Raw genomic sequence first — 14021 nt, forward strand, 5'->3', positions numbered from 1 at the left:
AGAAAAATAGCCAGGGAACGCAACAAAGTCCGTCGATATCAGCCTACAGAAAACAGATACCAGACCTCGACAGGAACCTTTGTTCAAGTTGGAGACCGTTGTTTTGATGTTAAAGAGCTACCTGCTACAAATACAGAGAGCGATCTAAACCCATGGTTTGGTGCGAAGTGTCCAGATAATTCCAGATCACAAGCAGAAATCGATCGATTGGCTGAGAAATATGGGATTCCATAAAACTGCTGGAGTTACTTTTTCTAAATGAAAAGTTACCAAGCCTTCACCAGTTGCCTTGAAACATGTAGTTATCAACTCAACTGGTGAAAGTCTTACACCTTTACTTTCTTCCCTAAACGGTTAGTGAGCCTTACCGCCTGAACGTTCAAATCCAGCGTAAGGGTGGTATAGAATTGATTGCAGGCCTGAGTGACGTTCCCGAAGATCTTGTGGCATATCTCCCAGGTGGACTAAGCGAGTCGGTTCAGCAGCCGCTATCCAACGATCGGCAAAGTTGTCCCACGAGTCAATATGCTTGTGAGCGGATTTGGAATCCTTGAAATGCTCATAGATAAGCACGTTTCCATCATCGGTTACGTAATACTGGTAATTCAGGGTTCCACCTTCTTTCTTAGTTGCTGCGACCATCTCATTCACAACAGCTTTGAACTCCGCTTCATGTCCCTTTCTTATCTTTCCCTCGATAATCCAACCTACGTTGTTAAACATGCTTGCTACCTCACTACCGAAAGTATCGTTTAACCATATACACCGGAATAGCTTAAAGTACTACCCACGGCGCTTAAGTGGTGTGTTGAATTGTAGATGGTTTTTAGGGAAGCACATTCAATCACGGGTATGAAGAAAATCTAATAAGCTAAAGCAGGCTACAGGCTTCTGGTCAGAACGTGACAGTCAACTAAGTAGCACTACAATATATCGAAAAGATCAGCTTACCTGGCAACTGTGTATTGCCCATGGCTTATTCTGGATGACCTAAAGTTAATAGTATATTTATGACCGTGAACAGGTGAGCGGGCAGGGTCTATTTCAACCTATTCAGATTAAGAAAGATAATGGATAACCCCTTTGCTAATCTCATACACAATATATTCTAATTTCTCTTGGCTCAAAATCAGTCAGCCACACTAACTAATTCGAATTAAGGCTGTAATAGAGATACTATGACAAAGCCAATAACTAAAAAACTCAGAAATTGTCTTGTCAGTCTCTTCAGAGGAATTAGCCAGGTCATCCTGCAAAGAAACGCCTTGAGTGGCTTTCTATTCATACTCGGAGTAACAGTTAACTCTATTACCATGGCTATAGGGGTCGCAATTGGGGTTATCACCGCAACTGCCTGTGCAACTATTCTTAATTACCCCGTAAAACAAATTGAAGATGGACTATTTGGGTACAATGGAGCTTTGATCGGTGTAGTCATATTCTTATTATATGCTCCATCTCTAATGACTTTTTTATTGATTGTCGGTGGAAGTGCTTTAACAGTCTTAATCATGCGCTTTATGCTGCTTCATTTTGTCCTTCCGCCTTATACTGCGCCCTACATTCTGGTGATATGGGCTATATGGATATTGGCTCCAGCACTAGATCTAGCGCCAACTACAGCATTCATTAACGAAAATACCTCAACCTGGGGGATATTCGAAGGTATTGGTCAAATCATCTTTCAGAACAATGCCATTACAGGTATTTGTTTTTTAATTGGGATTTTTATCTCGAATAAATCTCATGCGTTTTGGAGTATTATTGGTGGAATGCTGGCCACATCACTGGCCATGTTCCTGGCCTTATCACCCACATTAATTCTTGCCGGGCTCTTCGGTTACAATGCATCTTTGAGCGCTATTGCATTATCAAATGGTCGTAAGCGATGGCTAGCCCCACTTGCAGGGAGTATATTAACCGTTCCAATCGCAATGGCTTTTATGAGCGCTGATATTATTGTATTAACCGCACCATTTGTTATCGCTAGCTGGATTATATTGTTGATCCAAAGAAAACTTACATTAACTCATTAATCCAGCCCATTAGAGAAAACACTAGCTCGTGAAAGATTCGGTAAGTACAGCTTCCATTTGACGAATTGATTGAGTCCAACTGACTTTTGCCAGTTTTGCATAGTCAGTGTTGAGAAGCGTATGTGTCAGAGTAACGATGGTACCAAGCTCACTGCCCCTGAACGCAACTTCAACCAAAGATGCATTTTCTTGCGGCTCGGTGTTGTTTGGCAGATTAAGATTGCAATGCTCGTGGACTTCAAAAACTAATCGCTTTGGCCTGTCAACGCTGCGATACACACCAGACATAATGCAGGAACTGCCGTTTGGAGCAGTCATCTCAAAAGCAAAGCACCCACCAACCTTGGCAGTGAGATTGAGTACACGTGTCGTGAAATCGTCAGGCCCCCACCATTTTTCAACCATGTTGGGTATGATCCAGGTATCAAAGACCGTCTCTGGCATTGCCCGGACTGTATAAGAGATCGGTTCGATTCGAACATCCTTTTGATAAGTAAAATCGATCACTGTTGCACCTTATTCTTTTAAGTAAGGGGGTTCCAGCGGTCTGTCAACACTGAAACAGTTTATTACTGTTGTCCAAAACCATTCAATCAACCCCAACGGCTTCTATGATCAAAGTAGGGACCAGAACTAGCGCTTGGAGACCATCTGAAGCATATCTATTATCGTTGAGGTGGCAAGGCTAATCGAATGACTGAATAAGCGGTTTCCGAGTAACCTTAAGTTGCTTTTAATACGTAGCTACACCCGGCAGCCATTGCCTAACAATATTTCACCGATATACTTATTCAGATGGAAGAAAATCACGACAACCTGAATACTGTTTTCCAAGCTCTGGCTGATCCAACACGACGCGCTGTCATTCAGCATTTGATAAGCGGACCAGCGTCGGTCACCGAGCTCGCAGAACCATTTGAGATGGCACTCCCTTCGTTCATGAAGCATATTGGTGTTCTGGAGGATGCGGGCTTGATTCGCTCCAAGAAAACCGGTCGCGTGCGAACCTGTGAGATAAAACCCAAGCAACTGACAGCGGCACAAAAATGGATCAATACACAAACGGCCATGTGGGAAGGCAGGATGGCTCGGATGGCGAGCTATGTCGAAACGCTCGATGCAGAAGAGCAGGATGACTTAGTACAAAAGGGGTAGATGCCCCAACAATACGGATCCTATAGGCGTAAACCAATTTCTCCCCCTCCACCCCACCTAGCACTGAAGCTTTAACCGCGCGGAGCCTTTCGCGGGTTATCCATTGACCTAACAATTACTGTTAACTATAGTTATCCAAAAAGCTAACTATCGTTATTTTTTGCACTCGGCTGTTCACGCTTTCCAGACATCGCAGAGGGATTCGCATGAGCCAAGATTTCTCCCACGACACCATATCGATCAGTAGAAGGATCAAAGCACCGAGAGAGTGGGTATTTTCCGCATGGGAAGACCCGCAAGCCCGCTCGATATGGGGGCCTCCCTCTAAAGATGAATCAATCGAATTTCTCGAAAACGACTTTCGCGAAGGAGGCCTAGACGTACATCTATGCGGTCAAAAAAGCGATCTGCGATTCCGGGTTGAAACACACTATTACGAAATCAGAAGACCGCAGCGGCTGTTGTTCACCGAACGAGTAACTATGGATAGCTCTTCACTGAGTGTCTCTTTGGTTAGCGTGGAGATCAGAAAAATTGGAAGCGTGACAGAGCTTGAGGTAACGATACAAATCGCGTCCCTGGCTGGCTCGGGAATGATCGAGGGAACTCGCAATGGGTGGCAGCGGGCCCTTTCTAATCTGACTGCTTACTTGGAAGCAAGAAAAGTAGAAGCCGAATAGAGAAGGGCAATATTATTTCTCTTCGGGCTTCAATAGCCATTGAGTAACAGTCCAAGTACACCCGCAGCATCATTTGGACCAATAGAGCCAACAGGGAAGAACTTGTGCGAAAAATAATTGTAAACACGTTTATTAGCCTGGATGGTGTGATGCAGGCCCCTGGCGGCCCGGAAGAGGACTCTTCAGGGGGCTTTGAACTTGGTGGATGGGTAGCTTCCTATTTTGATGAAGGTGTTGGTCAATTCATGGGCAATGTGTTCGCAGCGCCATTTGAGTTACTACTTGGCCATCGGACTCACAATATTTTCGCTGCACATTGGCCAAAAGTTGCTGCTGACCCTCCGCCTGAGGGTGTTGATGAAAGTGAAATCCAGCTGGCCAAAAAAATCGACGGTACAACACGATACGTGGCTTCTCGCACGAAACCTGAGTTTACCTGGGAAGGCAGCGAGTGGCTGGGGGATGACCCAATCTCGAGGCTTCGTGCAATCAAGGCTAGCAATGGCCCAGATTTGTTGGTTCCAGGCAGTGCTGACTTTATTCAAACTCTACTCAAAGCGGACCTAATTGATCAGTTCAAATTACTGATTTTTCCTTTGGTCCTGGGTAACGGGAAACGTCTTTTCGGTTCAGGTGTGATCCCTACAGCGTTCCATGTACAGCAAGCCATGACGACAGATAGCGGTGTAATTTGTGTGACCTATGTTCGAGGCGGAAGTATCACGACTGGAGATTTCTCCCTGCAACGAGAGTAGGGCCGGCAGTCTAAGCGCAATTTGGGATAGATAAGCAGAGATAGGAACTCGAAAGTTATGGAGCCCATCACTGACTTGGTATTCAAGGGAAGCTGCGCACATTATGCCGATACGCTCGGCAGTAAGATCAGATCTGGAACGCCCACCAGATGTCCCGACATAACTATCAATGCCAGAGCCTTTCAGCAGAGTAAGTATTCGACCCGTTTAAATCCCAAGGAGATATCAAAATGACAGAACTCATTACCTGTCTTTGGTTCGACTACGGCGAAGCAAAGAAAGCGGCGGAATTCTATGCAGCAACTTTTCCTAACAGCCATGTCGACCGCGTTAATGCGGCCGCCGCCGACTACCCCGGTGGCCATGAGGGCAGTGAGCTAACCGTTGAATTAACTGTCCTCGGGCGCAAGTTTATAGGTCTGAATGGTGGCCCAAATCTAACTCCGAATGAATCGGTTAGTTTCATGGTTATCACCGAAAACCAGGAGGAAACTGACCGTTACTGGAATGCGATTGTGGATAACGGTGGACAAGAGAGCGCCTGCGGTTGGTGTAAGGATCGCTGGGGCCATTCGTGGCAAATTACGCCAAAACTGCTACTCGATCTTACAACGAACCCCGACCGTAACAAGGCAAAACGCGCTTTTACCGCGATGATGACCATGAGAAAGATCGATATTGCGACAATTCAAGCTGCTACAAATTCGGTTTGACGTAACAGAGAGATATCGCGAAAGAATATTTATACCGGGCATGAGCAAATCGCCTCGTCAACCCTGAGCTACTGGCACAACACCTCAACAAGCTAAGTGACACTGCCCTCATCAAGCTCAGTCCCAACAGACAATGCAAGAGACAAATATATGAGGATCAGATTGTGAGACGGTTAGTGGTTTGGAATGTGATGTCATTGGACGGCTGCTTTGAAGGCACCACCCCATGGTCATTGGACCATCACGCAACAGTGTGGGGCGATGAATTAGAAGCCTTCTCTCTTCAACAGGGCGATGAAATCGGCACCTTGCTATTCGGATGTCGCACCTATAAAGGGATGGCCGATTATTGGCAAAACGAAACAGGGTCGATTGCGGACATGATGAACTCGCTTGAAAAAGCCGTCATCTCTCGCACGCTAGAAACCGCCAATTGGTCAAATACTCGTCTACTGAAAGGCGAGGCGGCCGAACATGTTCGCGCGCTGAAAAAAGAGACCGGGAAGAGGGATATCTTCGTATTTGGTAGTTCGAATCTTGTAGCTACTCTGCTCAGAGAAGGTCTAGTAGACGAGTACCGGATATGCCTAGCACCTATCGTACTAGGAGCTGGCTCACCTCTCTTCAAACCTGACGGTATCCAGAAAAATCTTGAGCTGATGCGGGCAGATACCCTTGAAACGGGCGGAGTAGTCCTTCGCTACAAGTGTCTATAAAAGGGCGGAGCGTTATTGCAGCCAGCTTCTAGGCATGGTTTGTATCATTAACCTAAAAGAGTCTATGGGAAGAGGGTCATGATGAAGTTCCAACCTCTTCGATTGCCACTTGATCTGGATAGAAGGCAATACGCCCGTTGATCACCCCGGCAAAGTCAAAAGCAGCTTCATAGGCCCATGCAATAGCTTCTCCGCTATCATCGATTGAGAAGTAGCTGGCATCGCCTTTCAGTGGGCAATAGCTTGTCTTTCCCTCTATAAGGAAGAGGGGAGCAAGAACATCTTCTCTTGGGAAATAGAATACGGGGTCGAACATATCTTTTGCGAGTTCTGTAACTCTCAAAGCATTACTACTCTCGGCAATCACTTTGCCACCACGACGCACACGCACTGTCCTAGGCACAATCTTGGCGCGCATAAGGTGTCGGGGTTCTTTCGGGTTGTGGATTGTGTCACTAGACATCGTAACTTCTGGATAGGGCATTGATCTTTCCTTTCAAGGTATTAGCCTGAAGCTATAAGCGGGCCGCATTTATCCATATAGAGATACACACTTATAAGACTAAGCGAACAGCGAGCCTTCATGTCCCCTCACTTGGACTCAATAGTTAGCGCTGATACGACCTTCGATGCATAAATTGTGGACGATTGCCGCCGAATTACGAACTTTCCAGATCCCGTTGAAACAATAGGGTTGGCTGATTTTGATGGTAACAACTGCATCGCACGCGTTAGCCAACTCCCTAAAGTACCTCTCCAATTCCAGCGATAAAATCCTAGGTAGTAACAGTGTAAATTGTTACCGTGTACTCGGCGTACGGGAAGTGGTGACCAGTATCAACCAATCCTTCACCACTCACGCATTGGCCCGAGCATCTACACCCCAAATATAGAAATCCTTGGGCCCTGGGGACAGTTCTCTGATTTCGGGATAGGACCCCAAATTGCATGAAACGTAATCGTCTCTATTAATTCGACGGCCCCCTGGGTTTTCCTTTAATGATTAAGTAGGCTTGGGTGTACTTTTCGTTTACCTACCATTCCTGTTATAACTCTCCCAACTTCCTGCTCAGAGGGTAATTGTGCTACGTCATACGCAAACCATGCCACTGAGTCCGCATTTTCCACCGCTTTCACCTCAGTGAGCTCTGCCATAAGAGTTGCCGCTGCATCTTGTCCGCGTAACTGATTGAATGCCTGCTGTACAACAAGCTTGAATGCTTGTTCATGGGTTTTACCATTGTCCTGATGGAACTTCATCCATATAGCGCCACCTTCACTAATAGCTTTATCCAATTTATCCGCGATGCCTTCATCATTGAAATATTTATGATCCACGGTTTGCGCATATTTATGTGTTCCTTCATGGATCAGAGTAACAATGCAGAATACCTCACCTTTCTCCCAAATTTTACTAAAACTCAAGCAGATAGGGTTTTGATTGGGCTTCATAAAGCTCCCCCCCTTAAGTTGCCCTCCACCAGCCCATGACAACTTACAGAAGTTTGAAATTGATCTGCCCCAACTTTCCGTAAGGGGCACAAACACAAACCCGGCCGCATTTTTCGAAGGGTCCTCAATACCAAATGGATATCCTATCGTCGATATGGTAGAGCATTGAACCTTACACAAGGTGGGCATCATTTTTACATCCGCACACTCCACATCACCACTCAAGCCTATCTGGGTTTTACTGAGTTTTTGAAGTATCGCATTTACGCAATTTGAATATCTTTGTGGCGGGCAATCCATAGGAAGGCCGAAGTAGTAGGAGACTAAATTTTTAAATTTATCAGGAACCTTATCAGGGTATGTAATCGCTACAGTGCACATATCTATCGCTCGTTTTAAGATAGTCTGTGCTTCATCCAGCCAGTTTTCGAGTGATTTTTTGACCTTCGTTTGAAAAAGTATCGGCGAATTATCCTCTACCAACACGGTAAAACTCACTTCCCGGTTGATACTGCGGCTCACTATTTTTGTCATAATTATTCTCCTGCCTTTTCCTGCTACTTTCAGCGATGGAATCCACTGTTTTTGCTCTGATGCCAAACCAGAGCAAAATAGAATATATAATATTACTTAGCACGACTGTACATTAATATTCTTAAAATCATTCAGGAATAGCACTTCTTAACAATCCACCTCGGATTAAAATTCCCTAATGTGTCTTGCAATAATTCTTCTGGAAATTACTCATAGATTAATATTGCGGAGGGATTGAGGCAGTTCGCAGTATTTCGAGTCACTTTAACTGATTTTTGCTGATTTTGGACTGGGCTAGTAATTACTGAGCGCCTGCCACTACCAAACCCTGCCTAATCCAGCCACAATTAAGATGTGGTATTGATGAATCAATTTGCAGCAGTGACATGACTGATATAAAAAATCTCAATTTATCAATAAGTTAAAACTGTTTCGCCCAATATTCCCCTAGGTTGTAATTACTAAAATGGGAGAAGGAAAAATACACCGCGCTTCGGACCCTATGAAGCATGGGTGCCGATTAGGAGCTTACAAGGATGTATTAACAGCGTGTCTCGAGTGCGGTGTATTATTTTCTTCAACCCCAGTAATAATTAACCGACTATTCAAACTAGGGCAGTCGTTTATAGGAATAAGCTTTTCCACCTTGACGAAGAGTAAACGAGCGGGCAGGGCTCGTATCGCTCTCCTCAAACTCTATAGTCAACCCTGGAACCATCTTCGATGCATAGATTGTGGACGATTGCGGTCGAATTACGAATTCTCCATATTCCGCTGAAACTATAAGAGCTGTATAGCCGCGGCTGATTTCGACAATATCATCTGTTCCGTGCCCATAGCGCCCGACACCTCTCAAAAGCACCTCCTCTGGTAAAGTGATGAAATCTGGGACAGGGACAACCTTAGTAGATACCGTCTGCTCGGGGTTCAAGAAGTGATGGCCAATATCATCCAGACCTTCGCCGCTGGCAGTATCTGCCAAGGCAACAACACCCGCTCTCCGCGCTGGGTTAAAACCCATAAATGTACGCGATCCATCACTGCTACCATTGGACCAATAGTAAGTCTCTCCATTAGTGGTTGTCCTGCGCCAACCCAGGGCCATACGAGTGATATCACTGCCTCCCGGCCTATCAATTGACAGCATTAGCCGCGATGCTGCAATCAAATCCTTAGGGCCTCGACCGTTGATAAACAAGTCGAGAAGTGTGAGGAGATCTCTGGCTGTAGATCGTAAACCGCCAGCCGGCGAGAGCACCCCATCGCTTGTTGGGCCGATCGGGCTGAGATAGAAGTCATGGCCTTGAGCTCGCCGAGTAGACTTCTTGGGATCATCCTCTAAAGTGGTATCATTTAGCCCTAAAGGTCCCGTCACACGCTCTCGCAGTATCGTTGCAAAAGAGCGGCCTTCCTTCAAAACAAGTCCTTGACCTAAGAGCCCAAAAGCCAGGTTTGAATAGCTGAATTGAGTACCCGGGCTAGCTTTCAGATGATAGCTTGGCAAGCCACCATAGAGCTGCTCAAAGGAGTAACCAGCGTACTTATTGGGCGCATCGGGCGCCGATGCAGCAAGATTATTTGGTCTTAGAGGAAGAGAAGCAGCATGGGTAGCCAGGTCGGCGAGAGTGATTTGTTGCCCTTCAAAAGTTGGAGCTTTTACACCGGCTGGTACGTAATCCTGGAGAGGATCATCGAGTTTCACTCTCTTATGTACAACTTCAACAGCCAAGAGCAAGGCCGTAAATATCTTAGTTAACGACGCAATTTCAAAAATCGTATCGTCCCCTAGTTGATAAGTATCCTTGGCTTCAGGCTCTCGAACAGTAATGATTCGACGACCAGAAGAATTTAGGGTACCTGCAACTGCTGCATGTGCCGCGTGCTGCTTAAGAATACGATGGCGAATGAGACGTTGAAACTCGTCATCATCATTCACTGGATGACTTGATAAAGCATCTAAAGCGATGAGTGGTCGAGGGACAGCAAATACAGAGGTAGCTCCAAGAAATAATTTTGCGAAATCACGTCGTTCCATGGCAATCAACACCTATTCAAAAACTTTCCAGAGTTTAGTTGGTAAACTTTGACTATCAGAAAGGCATAAAAGTTCTTGTGATAGATACGCTGATCACTAACAGAGATAAACGCATTTTGGGCAAACGGAGCCTAATGGAGGATAAGCAGAACTATGGAGCTGGTGGAGCAACCAGTAAAGTTAGAACAGTTAGATTCTCAAAAAGGACTATTGCCAATAACCTGTGATGCTGAATAAAGAGGCTCAGGGGATAACCGAGCTTTTTGCACTAGTAAAGTACGTTTATAAAAACTCTGAAATGAGTTTGATAGAAAATATTAGGTTATTGGTAGAGTGAAGGCACTGACGGAAAGCGAGTTTACACTCCTGAAAACCTCGTCCTTATGAGGCTATTCTCCAGCTGGTAACTGTCATAGATGGAAGATTAGGATGGCCCGAAAAGTTAAGGGCCCGTCTTCTGCGTTATCTATAAATAAAAAAATAGTTTGGAGTGTATGGGGCCACATCAAACATCTATAGCCCTTCCTAACGGCATTATTAAATTTATACGATTATGCCAAGGATGTGGAGGATAAAACGCTGACTAAAGACATTATCCTTTTTTATTAAAAAAATTTCTATGGTTACTAACGACCGTAGAACTGCTATAGCGATTGATTTAAGAATTTATATCTCTGTGTTGTTACTCAGACAGAGCTGCTTCAGTCTCGAAGTCCTTTGAAAGTGGCATTGAAAAAATGGCCCTTAAATCAGGAAAGGGAAGTACGCGGTTTTACTGCTGGTCACGTAATAACTCGTAATCTTATTTTTCACTCCATTTTATATATTACTGCCTATCAAATTGGTACATTGGACTCACTACTCTCACTGTCAAGCACAACGAAAAAGGAAATTTTGATGTTGAATCTTAAAACTTTACCGAGTCAGAACGGTAATTCTTGCGCCGCTCACTGCACCGAGATCGCAGTGTCAGGATTTGATCTCCGTGCGCCAAGGCCACAGAGTTTTGTGGAAGACACTCTGTGGCGCGCTATCAAATGGCAGAATGGGGACCTACCTCTGATGCCAAACGGTGCCGACCATCCCTTAGTGGCGGCCAACAATAGTTCGCCGATGCGTGTGCGAAACTATGTGAATACCCAGTGCCCTGGGCGTACCGGTCGGATTTTATATGACGCGACCCAGAAAGACATGTGCCTTCAATTCGCGCAGCCGGGCAATAGAGTTGATTATAATGCGTTGTTTACAAATCTCATACAGCCAGCTAGTAATGGGGGAATGCCGAGGAACTTGCTTACCGACACCTATTACAATTGCGCTTTTATGATGTTTCGAGGCCCTTCCCCTGGGTCTGCTCATGAAATGGGTTTCCATAATATCCTGGTTGCCAAGGATGGGTCGACAATCAAATATTATAACCCGAATGAAGATCAACCAGTTTGGAGGGCTGATATTGGATGGCGAACGTTGCGTCATCAAAACGCTGGAAGGCATAGTTACGTTTGGAGTGGTATTGCAATCGAAATCACCTAGCAGTTAATGTTTGATGATGCGATCATTAGTATGGATCATGGGGTTTATCCTTGGTTTTGCTTTTAGGTTTAGGCACTTTCATCAAAACCGGTAAACCCTTCTTATTCAAGACGATCTGTCAGATCGTGGTCTGATCTTGTCTACATCTTTACACCTTCTTCCAGCTTACTCGCTCCTTTATTTGTTAAGAAATACTAAATTCCTGCTAGAACTGAGTGTAAGTTACTCATGCCAGCCACTACTAATAGATCGATAAAATAAATCCGATTGTATCCGTTTTCGCAACATTGTTTCTCTATTTGAACTAATTATTGAGTCAATGTGATGTACTAGGATAGATCGCAAGTTTTGGACATTAACCCAACGCTTCAGGAGCTTGAAATGAAAGCAAAACTTATTTTACCAATGATTCTATTAAACATGCTTGGCGGAGTAGGGTCCGGCATCATGATCTATATGTCTGGCGGCGATCCGGTTTGGGTCGGCGCACTTTTAGCGACCTTGCCTTTACCATTTTTCTTGATGGTTCTGACAAATGTGTTCAGCATTTCAAGAACATCAGAAAGGCTGCCAGTTATTCAAGCCGTTAACTTTTTAGGAGTTGCACTGGTTGCTTATTCAACTTATTCGAACCAGGCTCCAATGTCCTTGTCTCAGTACGTTCCTATTGCAGCTGCTGCCCTGGGCTTCGTATCCCTTCACTGGTATATCTGGTCATTCTCCGTTTACAACCGCAGAAAGAGCAAGGCCATATCAAAAGGCCAAAAACTGCCTGAAATGAATTTTAATCGATTAGATAAATCGGCTGTGTCTTCCACTTCTTTTGACGAATCTAAAACACTATTAGTGTTCTTTAGAGCCAACTGGTGCCCATTTTGTATGAACCAGTTAAAAGAAGTGAAGAAGTATGCTGAGACACTTAAGCAATATGATGTGAAGGTAAAGTTTATCTCTAACCAAGGCTACGACAACTCAAGGAAGTTAGCCGACAAGCTTGACCTACCTGGTCATTTTGAAATTCTTCAAGATGACAACTTAATGGGTGCTAAAGCCCTAGGCATTGAAGATATTGGCGGTTCCCCTGCAGGAATGCCTGGTTACCCTAAGGATACCGTTATGGCCACAGTGATAGCACTGAATGAAGATGGTACGGTTATATTCGGTGATGAGACCGACAATTATCGGAGACGCCCAGACCCGACAACGTTTCTGCATGTTTTTGAAGGCTCAAAGCCGCAGACTTTAGATGCTAACACAATTCTCAAAGGTACCGCCTAGCGAGGTAAAATATCAATCTCTCATAGAGCTTATCGATAGGCCCATAAAGAATGAAAGATAACTGTCTAGCTAGCAATATTGTCGCAGGCCTGAACCTGGATTAATTAAATGCCTTAGAACAACCAGTATGGATTATATAAAGCCTGAAGATTCTATCGATGCCTAAGCAAATACAGGTCTACCTTATATCAGTTGACATATAAAAGACTATCACATATTCACATACCCCTTTCTATGATAGACAGGGGTTTTTCCTTGTTGAGATTAGAGTATTCTATAAGTAATTGAAATTGGAGAACGTCATGGAGTTTAACTTCCCAAATCGTGATGGCGTAGAATTAAAGGGCAAGTTAGAGGAATCTGTTGGAACCCCAAAGGCTTATGCAATTTTTGCACATTGTTTTACCTGCTCAAAAGATATTATTGCAGCAAGCAATATTTGTAAGTCATTAACCAGTAAAGGGATATCAGTATTAAGGTTTGACTTCACTGGATTGGGTAATAGTGATGGAGATTTTTCCAATACTAATTTTTCATCCAATGTTGAGGATTTACTTAGTGCTTACAATGAAATCGAAAACCGCTTCGAGGCACCAAAATTGTTAATTGGGCATAGTTTTGGAGGTGCTGCCGTTTTGAAAGCCGCTGGTATGATAAAGACAGCTAAAGCTGTTGTTACTATAGCTGCTCCAAGTGATGTTAAACACATCCAGCATATGTTTAAAGAGGAACTCGATAGCATCAATAAAACAGGTCAGGCAAGAGTGGTTCTGGCTGGGCGAGAGTTTACGCTAAAGAAGCAGTTCATTGATGATATAAATGAAGCAGACGTCTTGGTTAACCTTAAGGAATTAAGGAAAGCGCTGCTAGTAATGCATTCACCACTAGACAGCACTGTTTCAATTGAGCATGCGGCGAAAATATTCGCTGCTGCGAACCATCCTAAAAGTTTTATTTCTTTAGACAAAGCCGATCATTTGCTTATGAAAAAATCAGATGCTGAATATGTCGGTAATGTTATTGGAGCCTGGGTTCAAAGATACATTAATTAATATCGGATGTTACAGAGAGTAATATCGAACTTTAAAGCCTTGCAACAGTAAAGAACCGTCAACTATCGAGAGCTGGGCTGTA

Annotated in this window: 14 protein-coding genes; 9 read left to right on the plus strand and 5 right to left on the minus strand. The window is 44.4% G+C overall.

Annotated features, from left to right (window positions below; translation table 11 throughout):
* Positions 1 to 354: 354 nt before the first annotated feature.
* On the minus strand, positions 355 to 723 hold the full coding sequence (locus ACJJI1_RS19730) for a putative quinol monooxygenase (RefSeq protein ID WP_444908268.1): 369 nt from the start codon (positions 721 to 723) through the stop codon (positions 355 to 357).
* Between the two features lie 455 nt (positions 724 to 1178).
* On the opposite strand from ACJJI1_RS19730, the gene ACJJI1_RS19735 reads away from it, so the two are divergent.
* Positions 1179 to 2036, plus strand: a complete 858-nt coding sequence (locus ACJJI1_RS19735; protein WP_444941720.1) for an urea transporter — start codon at positions 1179 to 1181, stop codon at positions 2034 to 2036.
* A 21-nt stretch (positions 2037 to 2057) separates the two neighbouring features.
* On the opposite strand, the gene ACJJI1_RS19740 is transcribed toward ACJJI1_RS19735, so the two are convergent.
* A complete protein-coding gene (locus tag ACJJI1_RS19740; RefSeq protein ID WP_444957735.1) occupies positions 2058 to 2543 on the minus strand; it encodes an SRPBCC family protein in 486 nt (161 codons plus the stop codon).
* A gap of 288 nt (positions 2544 to 2831) precedes the next feature.
* On the opposite strand from ACJJI1_RS19740, the gene ACJJI1_RS19745 reads away from it, so the two are divergent.
* The 5 genes from ACJJI1_RS19745 to ACJJI1_RS19765 all read left to right on the plus strand — a co-directional run bounded on the left by ACJJI1_RS19745 (position 2832) and on the right by ACJJI1_RS19765 (position 6055).
* Entirely contained in the window at positions 2832 to 3191 is a 360-nt protein-coding gene (locus ACJJI1_RS19745) for an ArsR/SmtB family transcription factor (RefSeq protein WP_444941718.1), read from the plus strand.
* Positions 3192 to 3397: 206 nt separating this feature from the next.
* A complete protein-coding gene (locus tag ACJJI1_RS19750) occupies positions 3398 to 3871 on the plus strand; it encodes an SRPBCC domain-containing protein (protein WP_444957736.1) in 474 nt (157 codons plus the stop codon).
* 104 nt (positions 3872 to 3975) lie between these two features.
* Positions 3976 to 4626 carry a dihydrofolate reductase family protein gene (locus ACJJI1_RS19755; RefSeq protein WP_444957737.1) on the plus strand — a complete coding sequence of 217 codons (651 nt, stop codon included), beginning with the start codon at positions 3976 to 3978 and terminating at the stop codon, positions 4624 to 4626.
* A gap of 230 nt (positions 4627 to 4856) precedes the next feature.
* The gene (locus ACJJI1_RS19760) at positions 4857 to 5339 is read left to right on the plus strand and encodes a VOC family protein (protein ID WP_444957738.1); all 483 of its coding nucleotides are present in this window, start codon (positions 4857 to 4859) and stop codon (positions 5337 to 5339) included.
* 164 nt (positions 5340 to 5503) lie between these two features.
* A complete protein-coding gene (locus ACJJI1_RS19765; RefSeq protein ID WP_444957739.1) occupies positions 5504 to 6055 on the plus strand; it encodes a dihydrofolate reductase family protein in 552 nt (183 codons plus the stop codon).
* A 76-nt stretch (positions 6056 to 6131) separates the two neighbouring features.
* Here the strand turns inward: ACJJI1_RS19765 and ACJJI1_RS19770 are convergent, their stop codons facing one another.
* The 3 genes from ACJJI1_RS19770 to ACJJI1_RS19780 form a co-directional block, all read right to left on the minus strand.
* Positions 6132 to 6539: a DUF427 domain-containing protein gene (locus tag ACJJI1_RS19770; RefSeq protein ID WP_444941711.1), complete on the minus strand. Its 408-nt coding sequence runs from the start codon at positions 6537 to 6539 to the stop codon at positions 6132 to 6134.
* 512 nt (positions 6540 to 7051) lie between these two features.
* The gene (locus tag ACJJI1_RS19775) at positions 7052 to 8041 is read right to left on the minus strand and encodes a hypothetical protein (RefSeq protein WP_444941710.1); all 990 of its coding nucleotides are present in this window, start codon (positions 8039 to 8041) and stop codon (positions 7052 to 7054) included.
* 610 nt (positions 8042 to 8651) lie between these two features.
* Positions 8652 to 10076: a serine hydrolase domain-containing protein gene (locus ACJJI1_RS19780; RefSeq protein WP_444957740.1), complete on the minus strand. Its 1425-nt coding sequence runs from the start codon at positions 10074 to 10076 to the stop codon at positions 8652 to 8654.
* A 717-nt stretch (positions 10077 to 10793) separates the two neighbouring features.
* Between ACJJI1_RS19780 and ACJJI1_RS19785 the strand changes: the two genes are divergently transcribed.
* The 3 genes from ACJJI1_RS19785 (at position 10794) to ACJJI1_RS19795 (ending at position 13939) form a co-directional block, all read left to right on the plus strand.
* Positions 10794 to 11609: a hypothetical protein gene (locus ACJJI1_RS19785; protein WP_444941708.1), complete on the plus strand. Its 816-nt coding sequence runs from the start codon at positions 10794 to 10796 to the stop codon at positions 11607 to 11609.
* A gap of 381 nt (positions 11610 to 11990) precedes the next feature.
* Positions 11991 to 12887: a peroxiredoxin family protein gene (locus ACJJI1_RS19790; RefSeq protein ID WP_444941707.1), complete on the plus strand. Its 897-nt coding sequence runs from the start codon at positions 11991 to 11993 to the stop codon at positions 12885 to 12887.
* A 302-nt stretch (positions 12888 to 13189) separates the two neighbouring features.
* On the plus strand, positions 13190 to 13939 hold the full coding sequence (locus ACJJI1_RS19795; RefSeq protein ID WP_282932837.1) for an alpha/beta hydrolase family protein: 750 nt from the start codon (positions 13190 to 13192) through the stop codon (positions 13937 to 13939).
* The last annotated feature ends 82 nt before the right edge of the window (positions 13940 to 14021 follow it).

The sequence above is a fragment of the Microbulbifer maximicatervae (SeqCode) genome, from assembly GCF_052467065.1.

Coding starts and splice junctions, on each gene's coding strand:
- ACJJI1_RS19730 (WP_444908268.1), bottom strand. CDS start 723: ATGTTTAACAACGTAGGTTGGATTATCGAGGGAAAGATAAGAAAGGGA.
- ACJJI1_RS19735 (WP_444941720.1), top strand. CDS start 1,179: ATGACAAAGCCAATAACTAAAAAACTCAGAAATTGTCTTGTCAGTCTC.
- ACJJI1_RS19745 (WP_444941718.1), top strand. CDS start 2,832: ATGGAAGAAAATCACGACAACCTGAATACTGTTTTCCAAGCTCTGGCT.
- ACJJI1_RS19750 (WP_444957736.1), top strand. CDS start 3,398: ATGAGCCAAGATTTCTCCCACGACACCATATCGATCAGTAGAAGGATC.
- ACJJI1_RS19760 (WP_444957738.1), top strand. CDS start 4,857: ATGACAGAACTCATTACCTGTCTTTGGTTCGACTACGGCGAAGCAAAG.
- ACJJI1_RS19770 (WP_444941711.1), bottom strand. CDS start 6,539: ATGCCCTATCCAGAAGTTACGATGTCTAGTGACACAATCCACAACCCG.
- ACJJI1_RS19775 (WP_444941710.1), bottom strand. CDS start 8,041: ATGACAAAAATAGTGAGCCGCAGTATCAACCGGGAAGTGAGTTTTACC.
- ACJJI1_RS19780 (WP_444957740.1), bottom strand. CDS start 10,076: ATGGAACGACGTGATTTCGCAAAATTATTTCTTGGAGCTACCTCTGTA.
- ACJJI1_RS19790 (WP_444941707.1), top strand. CDS start 11,991: ATGAAAGCAAAACTTATTTTACCAATGATTCTATTAAACATGCTTGGC.
- ACJJI1_RS19795 (WP_282932837.1), top strand. CDS start 13,190: ATGGAGTTTAACTTCCCAAATCGTGATGGCGTAGAATTAAAGGGCAAG.